The sequence below is a fragment of the Rossellomorea aquimaris genome (assembly GCF_003315075.1).
Classification (GTDB): domain Bacteria; phylum Bacillota; class Bacilli; order Bacillales; family Bacillaceae_B; genus Rossellomorea; species Rossellomorea aquimaris_C.
Window position 1 is genome coordinate 178,127 of record NZ_QNRJ01000005.1, and the last position, 25,665, is coordinate 203,791.

At 40.8% G+C, this 25,665-nt stretch carries 27 protein-coding genes; 4 read left to right on the top strand and 23 right to left on the bottom strand.

The window, feature by feature from the left end; all coding sequences use genetic code 11:
* The first annotated feature begins 97 nt into the window (after window positions 1-97).
* The 4 genes from DET59_RS08865 to DET59_RS08880 all read left to right on the top strand — a co-directional run bounded on the left by DET59_RS08865 (window position 98) and on the right by DET59_RS08880 (window position 4,651).
* The gene (locus tag DET59_RS08865; RefSeq protein WP_113969325.1) at window positions 98-1,255 is read left to right on the top strand and encodes a CdaR family transcriptional regulator; all 1,158 of its coding nucleotides are present in this window, start codon (window positions 98-100) and stop codon (window positions 1,253-1,255) included.
* A gap of 131 nt (window positions 1,256-1,386) precedes the next feature.
* The gene (locus DET59_RS08870) at window positions 1,387-2,523 is read left to right on the top strand and encodes a glycerate kinase (protein WP_113969326.1); all 1,137 of its coding nucleotides are present in this window, start codon (window positions 1,387-1,389) and stop codon (window positions 2,521-2,523) included.
* 13 nt (window positions 2,524-2,536) lie between these two features.
* Window positions 2,537-3,892, top strand: a complete 1,356-nt coding sequence (locus tag DET59_RS08875; RefSeq protein ID WP_113969327.1) for a GntP family permease — start codon at window positions 2,537-2,539, stop codon at window positions 3,890-3,892.
* 513 nt (window positions 3,893-4,405) lie between these two features.
* Window positions 4,406-4,651 carry a hypothetical protein gene (locus tag DET59_RS08880; RefSeq protein WP_113969328.1) on the top strand — a complete coding sequence of 82 codons (246 nt, stop codon included), beginning with the start codon at window positions 4,406-4,408 and terminating at the stop codon, window positions 4,649-4,651.
* 141 nt (window positions 4,652-4,792) lie between these two features.
* Here the strand turns inward: DET59_RS08880 and gvpU are convergent, their stop codons facing one another.
* From gvpU to DET59_RS08995, 23 genes are all read right to left on the bottom strand, one after another.
* Window positions 4,793-5,194 carry a gas vesicle accessory protein GvpU gene (gene gvpU, locus DET59_RS08885; protein WP_113969329.1) on the bottom strand — a complete coding sequence of 134 codons (402 nt, stop codon included), beginning with the start codon at window positions 5,192-5,194 and terminating at the stop codon, window positions 4,793-4,795.
* Between the two features lie 18 nt (window positions 5,195-5,212).
* Window positions 5,213-6,028 (bottom strand): YtxH domain-containing protein, encoded by an 816-nt coding sequence (locus tag DET59_RS21630; RefSeq protein WP_258549625.1) that lies wholly within the window; start codon window positions 6,026-6,028, stop codon window positions 5,213-5,215.
* Window positions 6,029-6,043: 15 nt separating this feature from the next.
* A complete protein-coding gene (locus DET59_RS08895; RefSeq protein ID WP_113969330.1) occupies window positions 6,044-6,373 on the bottom strand; it encodes a gas vesicle protein in 330 nt (109 codons plus the stop codon).
* 22 nt (window positions 6,374-6,395) lie between these two features.
* Window positions 6,396-6,680 (bottom strand): gas vesicle protein K, encoded by a 285-nt coding sequence (locus DET59_RS08900; RefSeq protein WP_034764925.1) that lies wholly within the window; start codon window positions 6,678-6,680, stop codon window positions 6,396-6,398.
* A complete protein-coding gene (locus DET59_RS08905; protein WP_034764922.1) occupies window positions 6,646-6,921 on the bottom strand; it encodes a gas vesicle protein in 276 nt (91 codons plus the stop codon). The genes DET59_RS08900 and DET59_RS08905 overlap by 35 nt, the downstream gene beginning before the upstream one ends.
* 23 nt (window positions 6,922-6,944) lie before the next feature.
* Entirely contained in the window at window positions 6,945-7,751 is an 807-nt protein-coding gene (locus DET59_RS08910) for a GvpL/GvpF family gas vesicle protein (protein WP_113969331.1), read from the bottom strand.
* 4 nt (window positions 7,752-7,755) lie between these two features.
* Complete coding sequence (locus DET59_RS08915; RefSeq protein ID WP_113969332.1) at window positions 7,756-8,016, bottom strand: gas vesicle protein GvpG; 261 nt, start codon at window positions 8,014-8,016, stop codon at window positions 7,756-7,758.
* Window positions 8,016-8,780: a GvpL/GvpF family gas vesicle protein gene (locus DET59_RS08920; protein ID WP_397540930.1), complete on the bottom strand. Its 765-nt coding sequence runs from the start codon at window positions 8,778-8,780 to the stop codon at window positions 8,016-8,018. The genes DET59_RS08915 and DET59_RS08920 overlap by 1 nt, the downstream gene beginning before the upstream one ends.
* A gap of 15 nt (window positions 8,781-8,795) precedes the next feature.
* Entirely contained in the window at window positions 8,796-9,719 is a 924-nt protein-coding gene (gvpN, locus tag DET59_RS08925; protein WP_113969334.1) for a gas vesicle protein GvpN, read from the bottom strand.
* Between the two features lie 28 nt (window positions 9,720-9,747).
* A complete protein-coding gene (gene gvpO / locus DET59_RS08930) occupies window positions 9,748-10,014 on the bottom strand; it encodes a gas vesicle protein GvpO (protein WP_113969335.1) in 267 nt (88 codons plus the stop codon).
* An 84-nt stretch (window positions 10,015-10,098) separates the two neighbouring features.
* Complete coding sequence (gvpJ, locus tag DET59_RS08935) at window positions 10,099-10,359, bottom strand: gas vesicle protein GvpJ (RefSeq protein ID WP_113969336.1); 261 nt, start codon at window positions 10,357-10,359, stop codon at window positions 10,099-10,101.
* A 21-nt stretch (window positions 10,360-10,380) separates the two neighbouring features.
* Window positions 10,381-10,854 (bottom strand): gas vesicle protein GvpQ, encoded by a 474-nt coding sequence (gene gvpQ, locus DET59_RS08940; protein ID WP_113969337.1) that lies wholly within the window; start codon window positions 10,852-10,854, stop codon window positions 10,381-10,383.
* Window positions 10,855-10,890: 36 nt separating this feature from the next.
* Window positions 10,891-11,382 (bottom strand): GvpT/GvpP family gas vesicle accessory protein, encoded by a 492-nt coding sequence (gene gvpT / locus DET59_RS08945; protein WP_113969338.1) that lies wholly within the window; start codon window positions 11,380-11,382, stop codon window positions 10,891-10,893.
* A gap of 50 nt (window positions 11,383-11,432) precedes the next feature.
* Window positions 11,433-11,693, bottom strand: coding sequence for a gas vesicle structural protein GvpA (gene gvpA, locus DET59_RS08950; RefSeq protein ID WP_113969339.1), 261 nt, complete (start codon window positions 11,691-11,693; stop codon window positions 11,433-11,435).
* Between the two features lie 375 nt (window positions 11,694-12,068).
* Window positions 12,069-12,665, bottom strand: coding sequence for an uL1 family ribosomal protein (locus DET59_RS08955; RefSeq protein ID WP_113969340.1), 597 nt, complete (start codon window positions 12,663-12,665; stop codon window positions 12,069-12,071).
* A 9-nt stretch (window positions 12,666-12,674) separates the two neighbouring features.
* On the bottom strand, window positions 12,675-13,853 hold the full coding sequence (locus DET59_RS08960) for a ParM/StbA family protein (RefSeq protein WP_113969341.1): 1,179 nt from the start codon (window positions 13,851-13,853) through the stop codon (window positions 12,675-12,677).
* Window positions 13,854-14,604: 751 nt separating this feature from the next.
* Window positions 14,605-15,090: a type VII secretion protein EssA gene (gene essA / locus DET59_RS08965; RefSeq protein WP_181778099.1), complete on the bottom strand. Its 486-nt coding sequence runs from the start codon at window positions 15,088-15,090 to the stop codon at window positions 14,605-14,607.
* Window positions 15,080-18,076, bottom strand: coding sequence for a type VII secretion protein EsaA (gene esaA, locus DET59_RS08970; protein ID WP_113969343.1), 2,997 nt, complete (start codon window positions 18,074-18,076; stop codon window positions 15,080-15,082). Before esaA ends, essA begins: the two co-directional genes overlap by 11 nt.
* Complete coding sequence (gene essC / locus DET59_RS08975) at window positions 18,073-22,539, bottom strand: type VII secretion protein EssC (RefSeq protein ID WP_113969344.1); 4,467 nt, start codon at window positions 22,537-22,539, stop codon at window positions 18,073-18,075. Before essC ends, esaA begins: the two co-directional genes overlap by 4 nt.
* A 28-nt stretch (window positions 22,540-22,567) precedes the next feature.
* The gene (essB, locus tag DET59_RS08980) at window positions 22,568-23,869 is read right to left on the bottom strand and encodes a type VII secretion protein EssB (RefSeq protein ID WP_113969345.1); all 1,302 of its coding nucleotides are present in this window, start codon (window positions 23,867-23,869) and stop codon (window positions 22,568-22,570) included.
* A gap of 14 nt (window positions 23,870-23,883) precedes the next feature.
* Entirely contained in the window at window positions 23,884-24,123 is a 240-nt protein-coding gene (yukD, locus tag DET59_RS08985; RefSeq protein ID WP_113969346.1) for an ESX secretion system protein YukD, read from the bottom strand.
* Between the two features lie 79 nt (window positions 24,124-24,202).
* The gene (locus tag DET59_RS08990; RefSeq protein WP_034764875.1) at window positions 24,203-24,496 is read right to left on the bottom strand and encodes a WXG100 family type VII secretion target; all 294 of its coding nucleotides are present in this window, start codon (window positions 24,494-24,496) and stop codon (window positions 24,203-24,205) included.
* Window positions 24,497-25,017: 521 nt separating this feature from the next.
* Entirely contained in the window at window positions 25,018-25,647 is a 630-nt protein-coding gene (locus DET59_RS08995) for a hypothetical protein (protein WP_113969347.1), read from the bottom strand.
* Window positions 25,648-25,665: the final 18 nt, after the last annotated feature.

The window sequence follows — 25,665 nt, forward strand, 5'->3', positions numbered from 1 at the left end:
ATGCAGGTAACCTCCTTTGTATAGTAATCTATACCCGAATATGCAGAAAGAAAACATATGCTAGAATATAGTCAAGACGAATGACGAGGTGTTTTACATGCATATAACAGAAGAATTAGCTTATCCAATCATCTCAAAATTAAAAACCATCGTTAGTACTAATATTAATATCATGAACGAATCTGGTGTCATTGTTGCCAGCACTGATTCTTCACGTATGAATCAAGTTCATGAAGGAGCAATGTATGTTCTCAAACAAAAAAGACCCTTAATCATTTCTGAGCACGATCTTGAAAAGTATCATGGTTCGAAAGAAGGCATCAACCTCCCTATTGAGTTCCTGGGAGAAATGATCGGCGTCGTTGGGGTTACAGGTTCTCCACATGAATTAGATCAGTTTGTGAAAATCGTGAAAATCACCGTTGAAGTCATGCTTCAACAGGTTCATTTCCACAATCAATTGCAGCATCAAAAAACATTGATGGATAATTGGTTATTAGATTTGGTACATCCTCATTATTTTGATGAAAGAAAAAATGAAGCATTTGCTCATCACTACTTACACCTTGAAACGAGCCAAAACGTTCAAATTTTGTTGGTTCAGTTTAACGACTTATTCACTCACACTACAACCAACCTTCCTTTACCAGTAGTCAAAGAAGAGCTATTAAGGAGAATGAAGCTTCAATTGCCAAAGGTGCACTTTCAATCCTTCATTACCGACTCCCACTGCGTCATAGGAATCCCTTCAAGTATTTGCCCCACTGAGGAAGAAGCGATTATTCTGGCAAAGCGTTTGCAACACCATTTACAGGAAAAGTATGTCAGTGTGAAAACGGCTGTCGGCAATGCTTATTCTGGAGTAAGCGGATACAGAAAATCTTATATGGAAGCACACAACTCCCTGGAATTACAGGAAACCTTCCCGCAGTTCACCAACTATATCCATATACAGGACTGGGGGATCATGGATTTTATCAAGCAAATCCCCATTGAGATACGTAAGGAATTCATGAACCGTTATAATGACCGAATCCTTCAATTGAGCTCCACCTTGCGACACACGCTTCAACGATTGTTCGATTGCCAATTAAACATGAAAGAAACGGCGAACTCATTACATATTCACCGAAACACCCTTCTGTACAGGCTTGAAAGTGTCGAGGAACTGACAGGTCTAAACCCACGGCAATTTGATCACGCCATATTACTTCGGTTTATCCTAATTATCCAGGAGATGAATAAAGAGTTGTAAAATATGATTGTGCATATGCACAATCTTTTTTCATTTTATGAAGAATTGTTTAGATGAATCCACATTGTAACCGCTTACTTAAATTGGTTAAATGAAAGAATAGATTATATTTTCTGAAAAAAGGAGCCGCTATGAATATTCTTATTGCACCCGATTCATTTAAAGGCAGTTTAAGCTCACTCGAGGTAGGAACCATTATGGAAAAAGCCTTTCTTGATGAATCTTTAAGCTTTAAAACGAACGTCATCCCCATGGCCGATGGTGGCGAAGGGACTCTCGAGACCCTGCTCTACGCCACTGAAGGGATGAAAGTCCATACAACAGCCACTGGGCCTTTAGGAAAAAAAATCTCTACTGAATATGGTGTCTTAGGTGATAAGAAAACAGCAGTCATTGAAATAGCTTCCATCGCCGGTTTACCTATGGTGCCTATTGAAAAACGCAATCCGTATCATACCACTTCCTTTGGCATTGGTGAAGTCATCCTATCAGCCATAGAGGACGGGTTTCGAAGCTTCATCATAGCACTGGGAGGCAGCTCGACGAATGATGGCGGGTTCGGGATGCTTCAAGCACTGGGCGTTACTTTTCATAATGAAGAGGGTGACTCCGTCAGGCCATTTGGAAAGGATCTCGGTTCCATTGTCAAGATGGACTGGAGTACGCTTCATCCCCTTGTAGATGAATGTACTTTTCACATTGCTTCGGACGTCGAAAATCCTTTATGCGGAGAAACAGGGGCCTCTTCTGTATTTGGTCCGCAAAAAGGAGCCACTAAAGATCAGGTGAATGAGCTTGATCAACAACTACTTCACTACAGTCAGTTGTTTAAAAGAGAGAAAGGAATCGATTTTCAAAATACAAACGGGGCCGGTGCTGCCGGAGGACTTGGCTTTGCCTTCCTCCATTTAAAAGGAAAAATCGAATCCGGAGCCAAGCTAGTGGCTGAAGCGTCCAACCTTTCAACTGCCATTCTGAAGGCTGATTGGATTCTTACCGGTGAAGGACAGAGTGATTATCAAACACTGTTTGGTAAACTCCCTTCCTATATTGCATCCATTGCAAAACAGCATCAAACCCCAGTATCCCTTATCGCAGGGAGCTTAGGAGAAGGGTATCAAACTTTATACGAAGACTTTACCAGCTGTCATTCCATTGCCATCGGTCCAATGGCTCTGCAAGAGAGCTTCAGCCGGGCTGAAGAATTGCTTTACCATGAAACAAGGAACATCGCACGAATTTTACACCGTACAAAGGGAGAAAGATAAAGGGGGAAATCTCATGTCAGCAATTTGGTTATTTACGGTCATTGTATTAGGGGTAGGATTTATCATTTTCACAACGGCAAAATTGAAGCTTCAGCCTTTTCTATCATTATTATTTGCCGCGTTCTTGGTTGGTATATTTGCAGGCTTACCACTGAATACAGTTGTAGAAGCGGTCAACGGTGGATTCGGAGGGTTAATGGGGTATATTGGTATCGTGATTGTCGCAGGTACCATTATCGGGACGATCTTAGAAAAATCAGGTGCAGCTCTTAGGATGGCAGAAGTGGTTCTGCGTTTAGTGGGAGAAAAGAGACCTCAACTGGCTATGTCCCTTATCGGTGCCATCGTGAGTATCCCTGTCTTCTGCGACTCCGGATATGTCATTCTTTCCAGCTTAAAAAAAGCTTTGGCAAAGCGGGCGAAAGTAGCCCTGGCGTCCATGTCTGTTGCGCTGGCCACAGGTCTATATGCCACTCATACACTGGTGCCCCCCACTCCAGGTCCCATCGCCGCAGCTGGAAACATCGGTGCCAGTGACTACTTAGGAACCATCATTTTAATAGGGATGATTGTAGCCATCCCTACAATTCTAGCAGGGTATCTGTGGGCTATTAAAGTTGCAAGTAAAATTGAAATCGAGGGGGAAGAAGAATTGGATTTGGACTATGATGAGATTGTCAAATCCTTTGGGGAACTTCCTTCAACGTTCAAATCCTTTGCTCCGATTGTACTTCCCATCCTATTGATTGGTGCAGGTTCAGTCGTCAGCTTCTTTCAGTGGAAAGGCGGAGCAGCGGATGTTCTCTTATTCATCGGTTCACCCGTTGTCGCCTTACTGATTGGTGTCCTGGCTGCGTTTGCACTTCTGCCCAAATGGGATGAAGAAACCCTTAATGGTTGGGTTACCCAGGGTATGAAAGATGCCACTAATATTCTATTAATCACAGGTGCAGGAGGAGCTTTCGGTTCCGTTATCAAGGCAACCCCCGTTGCAGAATTGATTCAAGGAATTGCCGATGGCGGATTACTTTCCGGTGCACTCATCCTGCTCATTCCATTTGTTGTTGCAGCATTATTAAAATCGGCTCAGGGATCATCTACCGCTGCTCTTGTCATCACTTCCTCCCTGATTGCTCCACTGCTGCCACAACTGGGGATTGATGGAGCCGTGCCTCTTGCTTTAGTGGTCATGGCCATTGGTGCAGGAGCTATGACGGTCAGTCATGTCAATGACAGCTATTTCTGGGTCGTGACCCAATTCAGCGGGATGAAAGTCACAGATGCTTACAAAGCTCAAACCGCCGCCACGCTGGTTCAAGGTTTAACGGCTCTGGTATTCACTTTACTATTATGGATTATACTTGTTTAACAATAGAGAAGAGGGTGTCCCACATATTGGGGCATCCTTTTTTAATATGGTTCGATTCCTTCCCGAGAGGTAAATATTAGCATTAACATCTTGTAATCAAGAATCCACATTACCTTTACATAGGGTCTCCCCGTAATCTTGGTAATCCGGATGATCCAGCTTCCTTCACTCCCGGCCGGGCAAAAGAAACCGGGATGTGGAATCCGGATCCAAAAAAGAGATGGTTATATTTGCAGAAAGCCATTAAAGAAGTCAATTTAAAGAATCCGGATTTCGTGGTCGTGACAGGAGATTTAATGTTCGGTCAACTGAATCCACTCGAATCATATCGATGATGTCACAAAGAAAGATGGCATCTTATATGCAACCACGACGGCCATTGAGTTATCCGGTAAGCCTTGGGTAGGATTCAGGAACTTCTCCGTTCAAAATGGGCAGATCTCATCCTACAATTACGAAGAACCCGTTCATTCCATCCCTGTTTACCAAAACGGAGATACGGAAGGAGGCACCATGTCCTTTGACGCTGCTTATCAGACAGCGAACGATGGAAGTGCCGCTTCTCAACGGGTAGATATAACCAATCGTTTAAACAAGCCTTTAAAGGTCACCATTCCCTTATATATGGCAGGGGGAAATTATACTGTATCTAAAGGAAGCATCACACAAAACTACGCTTCAGATGGCAAGCAATATTTAGAAGTACAAATCACCATTCCGGCGAACAGTACTGAGATCATGAATGTTGAAAAGAAATAGTAAAATAAAGATCCCTTTTCCATCTATTATTGGAAAAGGGATCTTTTCACCATGAAGCTGATTCCTGCCCGGGAAATAATACTTCCTCTATTCTCCTTTAACACCTAAAAGCGACTGAACAAAGAATTCAGTCGCTTTTGCTTATTTACTACTCTTCGATTCTGCAATCTTTCCTAAGAAGAATCCGTCGACCTCACTTATTTTCCCACGCCACATAATTTTCCCTTTTGAAGGGGTAGGCTTGCTGTCGCCACAGTATACCTTTGTGTTCTTCAAATGAATAAAATGGGCTTCAGCGCTTTGGTTTTCATCAACGGACTCCCCGGCCTTTGCAAGCTCCTCACTCAGCTTCTGAGCCACCTCACTGCCATCCTCAAAGGTTTCACTTAATGAGTCGAAGTATTCCTTTGCGGAAACGAGTGTACCTGTTATGACGGCTCCATTGACGTTTAACGTGATGTCTAATGAAAAGTCATGCTTGTTTGATGCTTGTACAAAAAATTCTAAGATGCTATCCTTCCCTGTACCTGATTCTAAACTCATTTTCACATCTCCTTTTTGTTAAGCTACTGTATCATCTTCGGTAGAGAGTGTTGTGTCTTCTTCTTGGTCTTCATCTTTATCATCATCTTTTTTTGCAGCTTTTTTATTTTTAGCAGCAGATTTGCGGGTAGAACGCTTCTTACCTTTTGAACCTGACTTACCGTTTGATTTCTTCTTGCTTGAGGCTTCTTCCTCCTCATCGCTATCATCTTCGTCTTCTTCGTTTTCATCTTCATTCGTGTCTTCGTCTTCTTCTTCATCACTCTCTCCATCTGTCGCTTCTTCTTTAGACTTTTTAGAAGCTTTCTTTCTAGAAGAGGTTTCTTCTTCATCCTCGTCCTCGTCTTCATCACTTTCATCTTCACGAGTCGCGGCAATTTGATTCATTTTCTCTTCTAATTGCTGCAAACGGGTCTGAAGTTCTTCATTTTCCTGTTTAAGGGCATCATAGTCCTGGTTCGACTCTTCCTCCGAGCTGTTCGTTTCTGTTGAATTTACGGCCGTTTCCGTGTCTTCAGATGCTTCCTCATCTTTATCACGTTTAAACAGGTTGGCTGTTGATGATTTTAGTGACACAGCCGCTTTTCTGGATCTCTCTTTTGCCGCTTTCCCGAAGTCCAGGCTTTTACTTTTGATTTTCTCTTGATCAATACGATCTAACAGTTTCTTCCCATTCTCAGGTGTTGCCAGATATCCTACGGTTGCTCCCAAAAGACTTCCTGCTACGGTTCTTCTGATAGGGCCGCTTCTTCTTGCCTTGTTCTCATTCGTTGAATTCTTTTCCTGTCCTTGATTCTCAACTGTCGTGTTCTGCGTATTATTTTTTTCTGCCATTGGTAAAACCTCCATTTAGTTTGTTTCCGCCGTATTAAGACGGTTCGTATCCAGTTTCTTTTCAAGTGATTCCAGTCGTTCCTGTAATTTCTTATTTTCCTCTTCAAGTGCTTTCGTGTTGTTATCTGCGGCTTTGGAACTTAAATATGGGTCATTTTCCCACCAGTCCATGCCTATTTCTTTTGCTTTATCTACGGAAGCAACGATTAAACGGATCTTAATCGTGAGCAGCTCGACATCGGCGATTCCCACCGTAATATCCCCTGCTACGACAACTCCTTTATCTAAAATCTTTTCTAATACATCCACTATTGTGTTGGACTGTACCGGATGCTCCATTCCCATCATGTAACCTCCCTAATCGGCATTACATTAAGCTCCCTAAAGGGCCAAGATCTATATTCAAGTCTTCTGCGTCAAGACCAAATACCTCTTTCAGTTCTTCCATTTTTTCTTCTAAGTTCATTAGGGCAATGCCTAGATTCTCAACTTGTTCATCCGTTAACGTACCGCCTTCTACACGTCGCATTGCGTGTCTCTCGACGATTTGCCTCAATAGTTCTACAACGGTCAATACAAGCTGTGCCAATCCTTGTTCTGCTTTTTCAGGGTCGAAATTAATTCGCCCATTTGTCCCGCTGGCCTGTTGCATGAATCAATCCCTCCCTTTCTTGATCGAATTGATCGGATGTTACTGTTTTACGCGTTCCCTGCTTATGTTGAACCAATGTCTCTACTGATGAAATCAGCACTCGCAAATCCAGATACACTAGATCGACACCTGCAATGGATATAATCAAATCTCCCTTTATCGCCACACCTTTGTCGAGAATGACATCTAAAATATCTATAAGGGCTATGTCTTTGTTCTCAATCGATTCTCTGACTGTCATATTTCTCATTCCTTATTTTGTGATTAAGAAAAACTTGAAAAATGATAAGGTGGCCAAGGGCCGGATGCTTCAATTTTCCAACCAGCGTGCCCCAGTTCTTCTTCGTATTGCTTAATTTCCTCTACAAATTCATCAACATTGGAGACGGGTAGGAGGAATACACTATTCCAAGCCATATGTTCTTGTCGGCCTGTGACATCCTTACTCCAATTTTTTTTGATATTTCCTTGAAGGGCATGTTCTTTCAGCTTTTCATGAACTTCCTCACACAGTCTGTTCTTTTCGTTTTCAAGTTCCCGATCAATCAGCTGATCGATTTTTTTCTTTTCAAAAAACTGCCTGCCCTTTGGTAATTCGCTGATTTCTTTCCTTTTGGATTCGATGGATGGGTTGCTTTCACTTACTTGCTCCTTCAGCAGCTTATCGTCACAGTAGATCTTGACGTTCCACTCTTCGTTGCCATTCAGCTGTTCAAATGTCGATTCCAGTTTATTCCGATTGCCTTCAATCGTGGACCTGAGGCTATCCTCGTTCTTGTACAATGTACAGAACTTCAGGGGGATAATGGTATACAACTTTGAAACCATCAATACCGTTTCGTGATGATGGAACGCTTTTTCCTGAAGCCAGTCCATGTCGTTATCGACTTTTTCCTTAATGGTCTCTTCTGAGTATTCATCAGTTGGCAAATCACAAACAATTGCGGTCACGTCACCGATTTCAACCGTATACAGTTCTCCTTCTCCATCAAACCCTTTCATGGAAGGAAGGGATTCTTTATTTGCTTCCTTTGTTGGGATTAAGCCGTATAAATAAATTAAATCGCTCATCTGATCACCCTTGTTTCTTTTTCGTTAATTCTTCCCATTGCTCCATTTCCATCTGTTTCGCAATTTCATACCTTGTTAAGAGCTCATCTTCTTTTTCCTGGAATGCTTCCTCAGGAATTTCACCTAATTCATACATCATTTGAAGCTGAATCAATTTTTGTTGAATGGTAGGAAGGTCGTATAATTCTTTATCTGCTTCTTCTTTGATCTTTTCGCCGACTTTAATGACTAAATTAATTGGTGCGCTCACCAATTTATGAATCATCAGCCTTCCTCAACCTTCAAGCGTATGTTGACAAAATTGTAAGCCGGCCAAGGACCGCTGTAGTTAAATTCGACCTTATCCTTCCATTTTTCATGGGCTTCATTGACCTTTTGATCGAACAGTTCTTCCTGGTCCCGATCAATTAAGAATGATGCGTTGAGAAGCATTTTCTCACTTGAAGGGTCATTTGCTTTTGCTGACACTGCTGTTTCCTCAAGGGGAGCATAGACTTCCTGCTTAACCTCGTTTTGCAGGGAAGCAAATAGCTTCTGAGCCATTCCTCCAAGCTGAATGCGGTCATAATACGCGGCAGATTCAGATTTCCCTTTAACGGCTGATGCCATTTTTTCTACCTGCGGGTTTTCTTTGACCATTTCTTCCAGCCATTCCTTTTTACCGATAACCTTTAAGCCTAGCTCGATTTTCCCCTTGATGGCCGGGAAAAGGGTTTCGAATTGGGGGTAAAGGTTTTCCAGGAGGGCTGCTACATCGTCCCTTGATTTAAAGACATTTCCGAAGCTGATCGGGATGACCGTATCCTTTTGATCCATCACCCGTGATACGGCACCCTGGTGCATGAGTAAATTCTGCTTCTTAGGATGATAGATTTTCATCGGTACTTCTGCTGCTACCATAGCAGCGTCTTTATATCTGATCGTGAACGTCTCGCGTTCCTCGCCTTCAATTTCAATGGAACCAAATTGATCGTCTTCCTCTGTTTGAATGGCACAAAATATATAAATTCCCATTTCTTCCTTACTCATCATGAAAACTCTCCTTTATTCCTCAGATATCTTCATACCTTTGCATGCATCTATAATGAATTGTTCTGCTCTTTCTTGTGGGTTTTCTCCGTCGATACATCGACTTACGCTGTGTGCTACTATATCAATACATAGACGTTGAAAATCTGGATCCTTACCGTCTATGGGGATGTCTGATTCAATGGCGAGCCTCGCGATCATCAAGGAAGCACGCAAGCTCGGTCCGTTCATTTCGTTGGTACATTGATCACGTAATGTAGAGACAAGTGTTGTAATCGCTCTTGCTTCACTCATAATCAAGTTTGCTTTTTCCGATACAATCATAGCCTCTTGTTCTGCTCCCTTGTAATCTACGCTAATGGTAATTAGCCGATCAAGGAGAGCGTCCTGTGTTTGATAAACCCCTGCATATTCTGCAGGATTACTAGTAAATATGATGGCAAATTCCGGGTGTACGCGAATAAAAGGTTCCGTTAGCTTCGATCCATATAAAGGGATGATCCCTTCTTCTAAAATGGATAGGAAGATATTATTCGTTGTCGGCTGTGATCTTGTAAATTCATCGTATACAAGGGTATAGCCATTCTTTACTGCTTCCAGTAAACGTCCATCTCTCCATGTCTCGGTGACACTTTCATCCTTTTTGTAAACAGATCGAACATATTGATCGACCACTTTTTTACTCGTATAACCTGTGAAATCACCGATTAAGTCTTTATTATTCAGTTCATGATTTCCGTGCATGAGCATCACCGGTCTTTTTCTCTTCTTCGCCAGTGCGAGGGCAAGAGACGTTTTGCCGGCTCCGGAAGGACCTGTAAAATGTACAGGATATCCAGCTTTAAGGTATTGCAATGAGCGCGAAAGCAATTCTTTCGTTTCATCGTCTTGTATTAATGCCCTGCTATCCTTTTTGATCCGTTTTGTTAAGACCGTCACGTACAATTCCCTCCTAATCGCTCATCCACTACATTTCCTGTCCGATGGCACTTCTGTAACGGATATCCCGTCGTTTAAATGATGTGACTTCCTTTTCTTTATTAAGAAGAACATCATACGTTCCAAGCATTTCGTCTTTAGCATATTTCTTCATATATTCTTTTTCTTCAATTACCTCGACTTGAAGCTTCCAGCCTTCATCTTCTGTCAGTTCCACTGACGTAATTTTGTGAACTGGAGCTACATGTTCATTGAAGAAGTCCGTCACATTATTCATGATATCTTTGATTACCATAGTCGCCTCCTACTGTAGATGAAGGGGGAGGGTGCCAATATTGGCCCCCTTCAAACCACTTTCATTCTTTTGCTGTCACTCCAATTAAATGCTGAACTGGGAGCTTCTTTCATTCTGCTGAGTAGCAAGACCGTTTTCTTCGATATCATCTCGTAGTAGGCCCACTGCTTCTGCATAACGCAACCATGTGTCTACGCTGGCAATGACGACCCTTGCTTCAACCGTTAAAATTTCAATTCCAACGACAGATACTCTTGCAAATGCATCAATGACAATCCCTTTGTCAAGAATACGGTCAATTACTTCTGCTAAACTTGAACTATTATTACTTTTTTGAATAGCCAATTGTTATTCTCCTTCCGGTGTTTAAGAACAGATGGTCTTAATGTCTTTTGAAGACTTAATGTTTTCCGAACTTTTAATTTCAGTAGAACTCTTGATATTAAAGGAGCTTTTGATATCACTTGCTCCTTTAATATTTCCTACACCATTCATTTTTGATTGTTTATCATTTGATGAAGAGATTTTCTCTTGAAATTCTTCGCCTGCTTCTTTGGCATTTCCTAACTTTTCCCGTACGGAAAGCAGGACATCCTGTACTTTTTCCTTTGCTTCTTCAGCTTTGGTATGAACATTAGCTGCATTTTTCTCTTTTGCCTTCTCTAATTTCTCAGATGCTTCGCCTGCTTTTGATTGAATACCGTCTTCAACACTGTTCACAAATGTTTCTTTCGCTTTCTCTTTCATCGTATCTTTCACTTTGTCTTTCACGGGCTCCGGAGCGTGATCGTATGCTTTTTTAGCCAACTTGCCAACTGCTTTTTTCACCGGCTTACTCATGTAATGCCCCCTTTAGGGATGTGAGAGGCTGAATCATTATTTCTTGGATTCCACCAGGCTGTTAAGCATCTCTTCGATTCGTTCTAAACGTTCATTCAAATTCTTGTTTTCTTCTTTGATTTCTTCTAATTCTTCTGACTGATTGGAAGAATTCTCGTCGCTACCTGCCTTAGCATCAGTATTTTCCGGTGCCTCTTCTTTTTTCTTCTTTGGTGCAAGCAAGCCGCCTTCAAGCCTGCTCATATATCCGGTAGCCGATTGTCTTAAGGTAATAATGGCTTGCTCTGTCAGGAATTCCTGTGCTGATCTTCGCAGTTCTTTACTTGCTGCTTTCATCACTTCAGATTTCCCGAAACTGTCCACTACTTTCTTACCTGTACCTGGATTTGAAAGTAACCCGATTCCGGCTCCGACTACTCCACCGATAATCGCATAATTCATGGATTGTCTATTTCCAGCTGTTTGCTCTTCGTTTTCTTCAGTGCTTTTCGGTTCTTCTACTTGTTGACTGCTTTTTGTCTCCGCCATATTCATCCTCTTTTCTACTAAAATAGTAAAACTATATTTTATTTACTTGTTTAAACACTAAACGCTGTTCCTCTTTCATTTTCCTGCTTCGCTAAACCTTCTTCTTGAACTTCGTCTCTTAAGAGCCCAACTGCCTCTGCATATCGTAACCAAGTATCTACACTTGCAATGACGACTCGCGCTTCTATTGTAAGAATTTCTATTCCCACCAAGGAAACTCTGGCAAATGCATCAATGACTATTCCTTTATCCAGGATTCTATCAATTACTTCTGCGAGACTTGAGCTATCGTTACTTTTTTGAATACTCATCGAATCTCTCCTCTTAATTGGTGTAGCCAATGACTAGGTGCAAGTTTTATATTCGGTTTAATCGGTGTTTACCTCGATTTGTACCTACCGTAAACTAGGTCATGGGAATCATTTGAAATAAACTGCCATTTTTTATACATGTTTTAATGCGTTTTTTTCACCTTGTAACATTTCTCTCTTACAGTTATAAGACTTGTCAGGTTTTTGGGAGAAAAAATAATTCAAATAAGACAAATTGATTACAGTTTCCGAAGGAGAAATCGGGTTGAAATTAAAGGAAGAATGTGATTTTTACGGGGGAAGGGAGTAAATGATTCGCATGAAAAAAAAGAACCAGAAGCATTATGCCTTTCAGCTTTGCTTCTGGTTCTTTTCCTATTTATTCATTTGGGAAAGAAAATCGCCTAAGAGATCTTCCATCGTTTCTTCTTTAGGTTCTTCTTCAGTTTCCTGGGGCTTCATGGCACTGTCCCAGTCAAAGTTGTCCAATTCTTCGTCAGTAGAGTATGAACGCTCATCGATTACATCATCTTCTTCGGGTGCATCATCCATCACTTGATCAAGGGACCACTCTCTTGATGAATCGTGGCTTGCTGCAGATTCTTCCTGAAGATAGAGCGCTTCATCAATATCCAACGAATTGCTGCTTAAGGAAGCCAGGAGAGAGGCTGTACGAACCGGGTTTGAAAGCAGTTGGTACACGATACTGCCCAAAAGCGCTTCTGAGTGTTCATGCTTCAACCAGTCACGCTGGGATTTATCCAATCCCTTCGGAAGGGGGATCGTAATGGCTTCTCTCTGTTTGGAAATCGTATCATTTACTCCATTTAATACAAGCTCTGCAATTTTACTGGAGAAATTTCGTTTTTCCGTTTCCTTTAGCTTTTGTAAATGCTTTAATACATGATCAGGTGTATCAGAAGGAATTCGAAACGTAATCGGTTGTCCCCTCGACATCCCTTTTCCATTCATACCATCACCCTATTTGGTTTTCGCTAATTTTTGTTCTTCTTTCTGGGTTTGTTGTTTTTGGGTTTTTCTTGAGAAGTCAGCAATCAGCTTGTAATAAGCATTGGCCATCATCCAAATGCTTTCCTTCTCATCTTCAAAGAAGTCGATATTATACCCATCAAGATTGTTATTAAGCGTCTTGATATACTCTTTCAGGACACTTGATCCTCCACCAATGAAGTAGCAGATTTCCGTTTGAGAGTTCTTTTGCCACATATTGCGAAGGTGACGGTATTGCTTCTTAGCAAGTTCAAGCATAATACGGTCAACGATGTCGTGTACGCTTGTACGGCTTCCTTTAACCATAATATGATTACGATCATTTTTCTTCGTGATGATTTCCACCACATCACGGCGACTGTCGAGCTCAATTCCGTGTCTTGAGCGGATTTCTTCACGGATCCATTCAAGGGACTCAGACACACCCAGGTTGAATCCTTGAGCTTTATCGTCATCTACTTTTCGATCTTTAATCACAGCGATATCCGTTGATAACCCACCGATATCTTGAATTAAGATACGTTTATCAATCAGGTCTTTATTAATGATATTCAAGTTATTATCCATAACAAGGTTGATGAATGCCGCAAATCCTTCAGGATAGACCTTTACTTCATCAAATTTAATATTCACTTTGATGCCTTGATAGCGGGGAGTTACCAGGAACTCAACCTGGTGGACGGAACCTAACAGTCTGGAACGGTACCCGACATCTTTTCCTTCCTTTACTTCGCGAAGTGGAAGACCTGTACCCAATGTGTAATTTGCTTCTATGACATTATTATTCTTTTTAAAGTTGGAATCATTGCGTGCTGCATCAAGTGCAATGGAAGCAAACAGCATGACCAGTGTTTGATCTTCTTCTGATTTACTGCTGCCTGGATCCAGTTCAGTAGAGTTATTGCTCTTCGTTGCCAGATTACCTACACGATAAATAGCATTATTATCTTTAAGAGTAGGGGAGTGGACACGGATATGTATGCCGTCTAGTGGGTCCTGTGTATCCAGCTCCTCGATTCCGATAATAGGACGATCTTCAATATCCCTTGCGATGACGTTCGGAATATTCACCTCACCGTCCATCTTTCCAAAAATACCTTTAAGAGAATCATTACCAACGTCAATGGCTGCAATTCGTGAATTCGTCATTAAAATCATCCTTTCATTCATGAGTAAGAATTTGTCAAAAAATTTCAACTCTTACTCTCAGAGTATACAATTTCTCGTCCGCGGTCAATCCTACTTTTCTATCGAATATAGATGACGAGAAAGGGAGGGGATGTATACATTTTTGTATCGTTGTATACGTTAAATGTATACATCCCTATATATCAAGATGTGTACGTGTTTGTATACTTGTATACATTTTTGTCTACAATTGTGTACTTATTTGTGTACATGTATACATCTTTGTTTACAACCATATTTTAGTAGGGGGTTTGTAACTATCAACCCACTACTCTAGTAATCTATTAGATGTTTTAATACGAATCCTAAAGGGACATAAAAAATTCAATAACAAATTTCCATAAGAAAAGAGCAGCCCATTAATATGAGACTGCTCCTATGAAAAGAAATTCCTGTATTTAATGGAGGTTCTATGATATTTAACGAATTCAATATTCTTTAAGGATTTTCCTAGCCAACCATGGATCAAAACAGATGATTTTACCTTAGTTAGCTCTCAATTTCGTTAGATTGCTTTATTTGGGCTTCTTTACCTGTTCAGCCACATACACTTGATCCTGCCTGTTTCGACGTGCTGAAAAGCCTCCTGAGCGTCTTCGAAGTTATATGTTTTGGCAATCACCCTATTTATATATACCCCATAAAGGTTCACATTACGTAAACAGATAGTAGAAGAGAGAGGGTCCCTAAATTCAGAAAGACCCCCTTCTTGTTATTTACCTAAGCTTTGCTTACCTTGAGTCGTTCTATTCCAAATGACAATAACAACAATGAGAAGTAATATACAAATCCCTACAAATACAGCAATCAAAAGAGATAGGGAAGAAGAAGATGAACTTCCTTCTTCAAGACTCCCTAACCTTGCTGATTCGGATTGACTAAACAGTTTCAGGTTTTCAGCTTTTGCTTTTATCGTATTTGTATCTTTTTCTTCACTTTGAAATATCTTTTCTTTCAATTCGCTTAACCCGTTACTTGAATTCCCTTCAAATGTCAGGTTTTTCTGTTCTTCAGGAATTTGGACCTTTTGATTTGTTGATGATTGGTCATGGATGAGGTCACTATTCTTTTTGAATTTATTTTCCTGATAGTCGTTCGGGTTTAATTCATTGATGTCGCTAGTGGCCAGAATAGTTGGGGAAAACAACATGATCATGCTGACAAACAGGGCCAGCTGAACCAGTACTTTACCCCTCATACGCTTCCGTTCCCTCATCTTTGATTCGATTAGAGCGTTTATCCAATAAAACCTGTGCAACTGTTAATGCAATAACGACTAACCCTAATACCATAACCGCTTGATTGAATAATGAGTCTGATCCATATTGAATCGACATATAAACGGTGGACATTGGATCCTTGAAATTAAAATTAGGCGTTGTTAATGCCAGTAATGGTGTTACAAACAGGGCAATGATTCCCACTGAAACAAACCATCCTAACAATCGATGTGTGACAAAAGCAACTCGAATGAGTCCTGAACCAGCTAATAAAAGGAGAATGGTAAAGATGGTCCATTCAACTGAACGGGATTCAACTAGCGGATAAATATCCAATCCATAAAGGCTAATAACAAATCCTACAATGAGATTTAATAGTAGGAATATCACCCCTTGTATCCAAAGTGGAGCGTTTTGGAAGTAATAACTTGTGTATCCAATTAGTAGGCTGGATAACAAGATAATAAACAGAATCACCACTGGTGGCAGGGCACTTGCTTTCTTTTCTTCAGGAACATCTCCGTTTACCTTAAGAGGATTCGTCAAGAAATCATACACATATCCATTGGATTGCCCGTCAACAAACGCATTCCCCAGTACGCTAAACACATCATCACGAATTAATTGAGTGGAAGCTACATTCGTTGCCCACTTATTATTCAGTGTATCTGCATCACTTTGAACATTCGATACATTCGATTGAAGCTCATTGGTATAGGATACGATTGTATTTTGGCTTTCACTCACAGTATCCAGGAAGGAATGGATAGACTTGATTTCACTTCCGATTTGCTTGTGGTTCCCTACTAAATCCGGTCCGGCTGTCCCTGAGACAGGCGTTGGAGCCGCTTGCTCCGGCTGTTGTATTCGATTTAATACGTTTGTCGCTTCTTGATTAATCGCACTCAGGCTCTCTGTAAGCTGTGATTGCTGGTCATCAAGGGTTTGATTGTATTCTGCCGCAAAGACGGTGAAGGAGTCTTGAAGTGTGTTTAGGGCATCCTCAGTATTCGGCATCCCTGTATTTAATTGTTCCCACTCCGCTTGTTCAGTCTGACTCACTTTCAAAATCTCATTTACCTCATTTTTCAGACCTTCATCCTGAAGAACGGTCGCTTTCACTCCATTCTCCGTTAACATACCATTAAGAGTCGCTTCATACCGATCTAAGTAAGAGTAATATTGTAGTAGATCCATAAGTTTATAGTTATTAATCCCGCGAGAAAAATAGCCATATAGGGTGTTTCTCCTATTTTCAGATAAAGCGGCTGAGTTCAGGATGGAGCTTTCTTTATCCTCGATCTCGGCGACGATATTGGAAACATTGTCAGAAAACATCTCCAATTGATTTATCAGAGCTTCATTCGTCTCAGTCAATGTCGTTATCTGATCTCTCAGTTCTTGATTTTCGGTGGTAAGAGTTTCAACCTGTTTGGTCAATTCATCGATTTTATCAATTAATGTCTGATTATCTTCAAGAAGTCTTGAAACTTCTCCCAACAGTCTATCCACTTCAGCCTGAAGAGGGTTTTCTGTGCTATTATTTTTTCCTTGCAGCTGAGTTCGAACCTGCAGGATGCGATCATTTATTGTTTGAATATTGTTGACAGCTGCCGTTATAGCTTCAGGTGTTGGTTCTGTTAAATTGGTCAGTGTTTCCTTCAACGCATCGATTTCTGTCGAAATGGCTGTCAGTTCATTTATTTCCGAGTCTAAATTCGGTGGTGCAGGAGGAGGATCGCTTGGTTCCCCCGGCTCGTGCTCACCTTCCTGGGAGGAAATGACGACCTGTTGAGGCCCAGGTTCGTCTCCGTCTTTAGGAGGCTCAGGGATCTCAGGAGGAGCAGGTGGATTAAAGATCTCACCATCCCCTTCAGCCAGCTTGTTGTTGAGTTCAAAAATACTTCCTTGCAGGTTATTTAACGTCGTAGTGTCCTGTAATTGCTGATAGAAATTCAACACTCTTTCCTGAAAGGAATAGAAGTCTTCTACTTGTCTCCCCACTTCTTCAAACCTTCGCTGCTGTAAGTCAGCAAATACCTCTTGATTCGTATCCATATTGCTATTCAACTGAGTCAAACCTGTCGTTAAGGCATCACTTTGTTCCGAGAATAGTGATTTGGACTTTAAATAGCGCGGCTGCTGATTTTTAGTTGATTCATTGATCATCTGTACGGATTGAGCTTGAATATCGGCGAGTAATTGCTTTTGATTATCCTGATATTCTCTATATTGATTCACATATTCAACAAAACTGGAAAGGCTTTGTTCAAAGGATTCCAGCGTGTTTTGCTGCTGCGGAGTCCGGCTATATGCCTGCTGAATCGAGTTTTGCAGATTAGATAGCATAGACGTCTGTTGTTGAATTTGGCCGGCCAGATCTTTTGAGCTAGGTTTGTAGAATGATAACATCGTTTCCTGGAAAGCCTGCTCTTTTTGCAAAATTTCATCAAATTCAGCACGGATATTTTCCATGTCTGCTGATACGTAATTCCAATAAAGAGAGGACATCTTATGATTGACCCTTTTTGTGGCCTTTTCAATTTCCAAAAGGACCTTTTCCTTGTTTACAGCATTTAGTTGCGTTTGTACCTTATAATTTAAATTTGTTTTTTCCGGTCTTTCTTCATCATACGTCATGACTTTATCGGAGAAGTCGGAAGGAATATAGACAACGGCATCATATTTAGAACTCTGAAGACCGTTTTCTCCTGCACTTCTGCCTACAACCGTCCATTCAAATGTCGATTGATCTTCAAGTATCGACGTCACGTCGCCCCCAAATGCCAGAGGCTCTCCATCCACTTCTGTTCCTGCGTCTTCATTTACAATGGCAATGGCCTGAGTAGCGTTTTCTTTCACTTTCAGAGGATTTTCACCAACTGAACGGAAGAATAGAAGAGGAGTGGCAAGAATCATCATGACCGCTAATATAAGTTTAAATAGACTTACTTTCTCTGTCATGCGTGTACTTTCCTTTCCGTTACCATAAGTGGTATTTGAATTTTTGTTTCTTTACCGTTTTCTACATAATAACCAAACCCTGGTTGGATTTCTGGCTCTCTTCGATCATAGCTGAGCGTGAACAAGGTTTGTTCAGATTTCTTCATTAACACAAGAGCTTGTCGAATCTGCTTCAGTTCAACTGTTAAAACATCATAACCCTTAGTTAATTCACTATTGTTTCCGGAAACAATCACACAGAAGCCTAAATGGCTATAATTTTTCATGCATTTAACGATTCTGTCTTGAAGCATTGGATCCAGATTTTGTAGAAACCTTGCATAACCATCGACCATTAGCATAACAGGAGAGAATGATGGAAGGGGACTCCCCTTTTGAATAGATAGATTATATTGCTCTTCTCTAATACTAAACACTTCTTCCACCCGGTTAAGCCACATTGCGATATGGTCTTTGTTCTCCATGTAGACCACTTTTTCTTCCTTCATCAAATTCGATAATCCCCTGTCAATGGAATCGAATATCGCTATATGTTCACTATCCTGCAATAACGCTGTATTGGCTAAAACCTTCAGGACGTTCGTTTTTCCTTTTTGAGCTTGTCCCAATACCAGGAAATGCTTCGTCTTCTTGAAGTTTACATACACCGGCTTAACCAATTCTTCGTCTAAGCCGACCGGTAGCAGTCCGTCTTTCCTGCCTGAATCTGTATACTGGGTAAAGTTGACCATCGTCAACTCTGTCGGAAGCATAGGCACCGGGTCCGGTGACATTGATCCCTTATACTTTTCTTTTAATAACAGAATTTCTTCTTTTAAAAGGTTCATCTGCTCATAATCGTCCTTGCCTTCTGTTGGAAGGAATACTTGAGAAAAGAAAGCAGTATCTTTCTTAACAATCGCTCTACCTGGAATGGCTTCCGGGGTAAAAGGCAATCGTCCCAGCATCGTGTATGCCTCTGAGCTATCCATCAAATAGTGGACGATTTTTGTTTTAAGGTTATTCATTAAAGATTGTCGGACAGAATTAACGCGGGTTGCTGTAAAGTACATGTACACTCCCAATGACTGTCCATCCCTTGCAAATTGATTAATTTGCGTTTCAAGTTCTTGCATCTCTTCTTTAACCAGATCAAAATTGTCGATGGTTACAAATACGAGAGGAAGCTTTTCATCACTGATCATGTTATACATCTTTATTGAGCTTACTTCTTTCTTTTGGAAAAGCTGTTTTCTGCGAGCTAATTCATCATCCAAAATACCAATGAATTTCTCGATCTTTCGTTCTTCATCGATGAGGAAGTAGTCTGCAGTATGTGGCAGCTGTTTTAAAGGCAGTAAGCCACCGTTTCCAAAGTCGAGTAGATAGTAATGAACTTCCTCGGGTGTGAACTGACTGGCCATCCCCATCAATAAGGTAATAAGTGTCTGGGTCTTCCCATATCCTGAAGAACCAAAGACGCCGACATTCCCGTCCTCAATCACCTCATAATGGTACGGGGTCTGACTCTGTTTCTCAGGTTCATCTATCATAGAAAGTAAGATCTTATTCTCCTCTCTCTGGGCAAATGATGTACGGTACAAACGATTAGACAGTGGAGGGAGCCATGGACTGGAAAGCTTCTTCACATTCATTTGTTCCTGTAATGATTCAATTCGATCGACCACCGCGTCAATTTCACTGATCAACTCCTTCTGATTGCTTGGATTTGTCGATACTTCCGATAAAGGAATCAACCCTAAATCCGTGACAATCGCCACTTCATCTTCTGATTCAAAGGAGTCCTCCTGATAAGGAGCTCCACTCCAGGCTGATTGAAACAGGTCATACACCTCATTATTTCCCACCTGTAAATATCCTCTTCCTGTTACAGTCAACGAGGCTGCATCCCCATTTTTAAGAATTTCACGACTGTCCTCCGTATTCTGAACTTTCAGAGCCACACGGAAACGGGCATTACTCCAAATCTGATTATCAATGACGCCTCCAGGCTTTTGTGTTGCCAGGATAAGATGAACTCCCAGGCTACGACCGATACGGGCTGCACTTACAAGTTCTTTAATGAATTCAGGCTCTTCACTCTTAAGTTCAGCAAATTCATCTGATATTAAGAATAAATGAGGAAGAGGCTCCTCCGTTTTGCCTTGCTTGTAAAGGCGGGTGTAGTCGTTGATATGATTCACTTCGTAACGATCGAATAATCGCTGTCTGCGCTTCAACTCACTCTTAATGGAAGCCAGGGCTCTCGTACTGAAGTTCTTACTTCCTTCAATATTCGTTATCGTTCCTAATAAATGTGGGATACTCTTAAATGGCTGAGCCATTCCTCCACCCTTGTAGTCAATTAATAAAAAGGCTACTTCGTGAGGGTGGAAATGAACCGCTAAAGAAAGAATGTACGTTTGTAGAAATTCACTCTTCCCTGAACCGGTTGTTCCGGCAAGTAGTCCATGGGGTCCATGAGCCTTTTCATGCAAATTCAGCTCTACAATATCTTCCTTTCCTTTCAATCCAACGGGAACAGCTAACGATTTAGCAGATTCCCTGGATAGCCAGTTCTCTTGAATAGGAAGCTGATCAACATCCCTCACCCGGAGCATGTCCAGAAAGGAAACACTTGAAGGGATGGAGTTTGTCATGCCGATTTGATGATTTAGCGTCTTCAAGGTTCTTGCATACTGCTCATTGCCTTCATGCTTATATTCATCCATTTCGAATGGAATCTTAACCGCCTTTTTATTCTGAATCAGTATGTCCCCTTGCTTGTCATTGATATAACGTACGAGGGTGTGGATATTATCAGACAAGCTCTCTTTCGCTTCTGCAGCAAAAATAACGGACATTCCCAAGTGAGAATACTCACCTTCAAGGTACTGCAGAATCACATGGTCAGAAATTAACTGGTGATTTGTAATGATAAACACGTAATGCGGTGAAAAACGAACCTTATCCGAATCCTCTTCAATATCTCTTTCCCTAAGGACCTCGTAAATGGAAGAAAGGATTTGATCCCTGGTTTTCTCGTTATAAATAAATCCTTTAGCAAATGACTGAGGTAATTGAAAGTGTGGCAACCACTTCATCCACTCCCAGTCTTTATACTCTTCCTCATGGAAAATATAGACGAATCTCACATCATGGTAACTATGAAAGAAAGCCAATTGCCCGATTAGCTGGTGAATCTCATTTTTATAGACGGATTCCTTACCGATCAAACCAATGGCCCCTTTATGAAGGTCAGCCGTTACAGGTAATTGATCAATCTCACGATAGACCACTTCTAACTTCTGGGACTCCTCTAATAATTCATCCATTTCACGGTTTGACATATCGGAGGAATTCACTGAAATACTGTAGCTTGCAGGTACTTTCCCACTTCCTAATCTAAACTGAAGGAAGTCCGGACTTTCAAGAGTCCTTTCCCAAAGACGATCGGAAAGCTGCTCTGTAAGATACTTCATTCTTTCATAAGCAGGAAAGTGAAATTGCAGAACATCTGACTGCTTTTCAGCAAGCTCCTGAAGTTCTTTTCTCTTGCTCTCTAAATAATGAGTATAGATACGCTTCCTTCGTTCCTTGGATTTCTTTCTATTGCTCTTATCTTTAAAAAATTGAACGGTGGATGTCACTAAAGTGGTGGTAAACATCACCATTGAGATAATAATGAAAATTCCACGTGGAATCACGAGCGCTACAATGGCCATGACGATTAACATCATCAATGGGGGAAGAATGATCAACCATAAACTGCGATTTGTATCGCTCGATTCCTGACTCGGAAATGACAATTGAACCTTTTCATCAGGTAGGTCATAAATCATTCGTGGCGTTCGTCGATAATTAGGGTACTTCTTCTTCATTTCTGATGTTGGACGTATAGATTCCAATAATTCAGTTTGATAGTCATCGATACTATGTATCTCGATTAAATCATCTTCTAATAGGGTAATAGTTAAGAAAGAAGAAAATAAAATGTCTCCAACCTTAAGCTTTTGTTTCCCAGTAACCAGGTGTCCGTTTAGATAAAGCGAAGACGCTTCATCAGCATCCATTACCCATTCATCATCGCCATTTTTATACCAATGGCACGTTTGAATGGAATCCTTCTTCGTAAAATAAATGGTTGCATCGGATCGTTCATTGGATATACTGATTTCTACTTTATGACCGACATAATAAATTTGAGTCTTTATTGGAAAAGGCGTGACTATCATCTGTAATTCCTTATCACCTTCAAGCAAGGATTCTTTGCGGCCAGGTTCAAGAGTCCTTACTTCTTCCCCGTCTTGATATAGTCTGAAAGCATCGCCGGAATGCTCTACTTGAATGGACTTAGCAGACGGAGGCAACGACAAAATTGTGATCGTATCTTCCAATCGTGGACCTAAAGTGATTTTTTTCTTTTCATTCTCAATCATAATCGACTGATAGTAGTGATCGTGAAAAATCCACAGGGCATACATATGCTCACCCCCCCAGTTAGTTTGTTAGTCAGGATTCTTTCTTATCATCAGCTTCAGCTGGAGGCGTGGAATTCTCTCCATCAGTAGACGCCGGTTTTTGTTCAGGTGTCTTTTTCTCTTCAGTCTGTTGCGGTTCTTCCGTTGTTTCCGCTGGCTGTGATTGTTGCTCTTCTTCCAGAGCTTTCATTTCTTCTTCGTATTCAGCTATTTCACTTTCAATCTCATCTAATTCCTGCTGTCTTTCCTCGCTATCAAGATCTCCGTCTGCCTTGACTTGCTCACGGTACTTAAGAAGTCCAAACAGAATTAAATCCCGGTCCTCTAAGAACCTTGCTGTTTCCAATGCTTCCTTAGCCTTTCCTCGTCCAATATTAATCCAGTACTCATAATAAAGAGGGTCCGATTGTAGAGAGACGGTGTTACGTACATTCTCTTTTTGGTCTTCAGTTAATGATTCGTTAATAATATAGGAGAGTGCGAGTTGATATTGAGTGACCTTCGGGATTTCATCGATCTCATAAGGCTGAAGTTCTGTTACCACATCACTATACTTATTAAGGAGGAAACTCTCTTGGGCCGCTACCACCCTTTCCTGTTTTGGAAACATAAAGAAAAGAGAATAAATAGAATAAATAAGTGCTGGTATCAAGAGTAATGACACTCCCAGCAGTACATACCGGTTTAGTTTCCACTTTTTCTTACTAACAGTCATAAGAAGTGAATCAGACTTTTTGGCTTCTTTAATAAAGCGGTTTAACACTTCTCCGACACCGTCAATGCTTTCGGCTTCTAAGATATCTTTAGTCAGTGGCGATAATTTCAACGTCTCACTGAACTTCATGTAATCATCGAATGTATGTTGCCGATCTACAAGAGCTGCGACGGCGGCTTTTGTCTCCTTTAACAACAAATCCGCATCTTTTTCGTATGGGGGCAGACTCTCCTTTACACCATAATGGATAAGGTGTGGGGTCAGTCCTTGATCAAACACAATATTGTCTGGGCAAATAATGGGATGCAGGCGTGACAAGGTGTGATTTCGTACGTTTTGTACCAGTTGATAGGCAGACATCAACCGTTCCTTCTCATTCGCCTTTAATTGGGGATAAAAAGAGAAGGAGTCAGGTATGGTATTCACGATGTATAATTCATCATTCTCCATCGTGATTTCTTTTTGTATGGCCGGATTAATGTTCTTCAGAAAGTGAATTTCCGCTATGTCGTCCAACTTGATCTTTTCTTTTTGAAAGATCAAAGTCATCTTTTTATCTTTTCTATGTACAACGGCTTCCAGCTTTTCTTGTAGGTATGATCCACTTTTTTGTGACATTCTATTGGTCTCCTTTATAAAATTTCAATTCGATCTCCAGAATGAATTCCTGCATCAATCAACCGTGTGTTACCAGGAATCACTTCTCTTTTATTCACAATCCGAATCCAATAGCCTTCTCTAGGCTCAGCTGTAAGCTTCTGAGACTGCCACACAAGATCAATCATTTTTTTTACAGTATGATAATTTGATAGCCTGAGATCAAAGCACTTCTCATTATATCGTTCTAAATCAATGGTGATTTCAATATACATTGTCCGCGTTCACCTCATAAGGAAGGAGCGCCACATAATGATAAGCGCTCCTTCTTGTTTAAAATGGATGGGGATAAACTTATCCACGAATTTGATTGGCAATTTGGGCATCTGCATCTTCAAGAGACTTAGCAGTGCTAGTCAATTGCATTGAGATGTCTTCAAGCAGTTGCTGCATTTGCAGGAATGAAGGGCGTAAAGTTTGATATTGCTCTCCAAACGCGCGGCTTGATTCACCTTCCCACATACCTTCCAATTCTGAAATCATATTATCGAGTCGTGAGATTTGTTCTCCAACCTGGCTGCTTTCACTTGTGTAACGGTTAGACATACTAATCAATTCAGCTGGGGTAACACGAATAATTCCTGACATGTAATTCCTCTCCCTTAAATGAAATTGTTGGTGGTAATCATCTATATCAAATCAGAGTACCCAAATATGAAACATGAAACCTACTAAACTATGTAACCCGTTTTCTTTCATCAAAATCCTTTTTATTACAATTGTTTCCACACTTCCAATATCATACTATTATAAACATACATATAAACACAATTTTTACAGGAAAAAGGAAACTTTGTAACTACAGGAATAATTGTTTTCAGGTCATTTGATATAAAATTCATAGTTATTTATTAGGTAAAAAGTATGAAAACAGATACTATAGACTCCTGTAAAGACGCAAAAGGTGCATACAGATTGGAAAATCATTTAATTTAGTTACAAGTACTTACTATATATCCTTATTTTTACTTTTATAAACCGTTTTTTTAAAAATTACTTATTCATTAATTTTATAATAAGGTGGATTTATAAACATAAAGGAACTGACTCCAATTATTCAGGAGTCAGTTCCTTTATGTAGTAAACGTAGTAAAAGAATTTATTGTTTCTTATAATTCTTGTACATTTTGTTTCGGTTCATTCAGGTCATACGTCACACCATACTTTTCTGCAAGAACTTTCATGTCCGAATTGTAGACCTCCACCAGTTTGTAGTACTCCTCAATTTTGGCGTTGGATTGATTAATCAAGTCTTCATCCTGATCTTCAATCGCCTTTTTTTCGAGAATGAGTGCATCATAAAAGGTCTGAGTCGCTGTCACGATCCGGTCCGTCATTACCTCAAGCTCAGGAATCTCCGCCTCAATGTCCTTCGCTTCTTTCAGTGCTTTCTCGTAGGCTGGAATGGTGTTTCGGGTCAGCTCCTTGTAGACGGTTGGATCATCCGTAAAGTTGACGCCAGAAACCGAAGCCAGTGACTGGAAGGCGACGACTTCATATTCTGCCACCTTATAAATATCCTCGTTGATGAATTGAAGGATTGCCTTTTGCTTATCGGCATCCGTCACCTCTTCACTTTCCACCCCATCATTCATCAGTTCCACTTTCTCATTATCTTTCTTATTGCTGCCGGTCTCTCTGGACTCCACTTCCTGGTCCTTATTAATTGAAATCTGCACTTCGCCACATCCACTTAACAAAACCGCTGTTATCTCTGAAAACCCTAGAAGTTTCTTCATGGTTTAATTCCTTTCCTA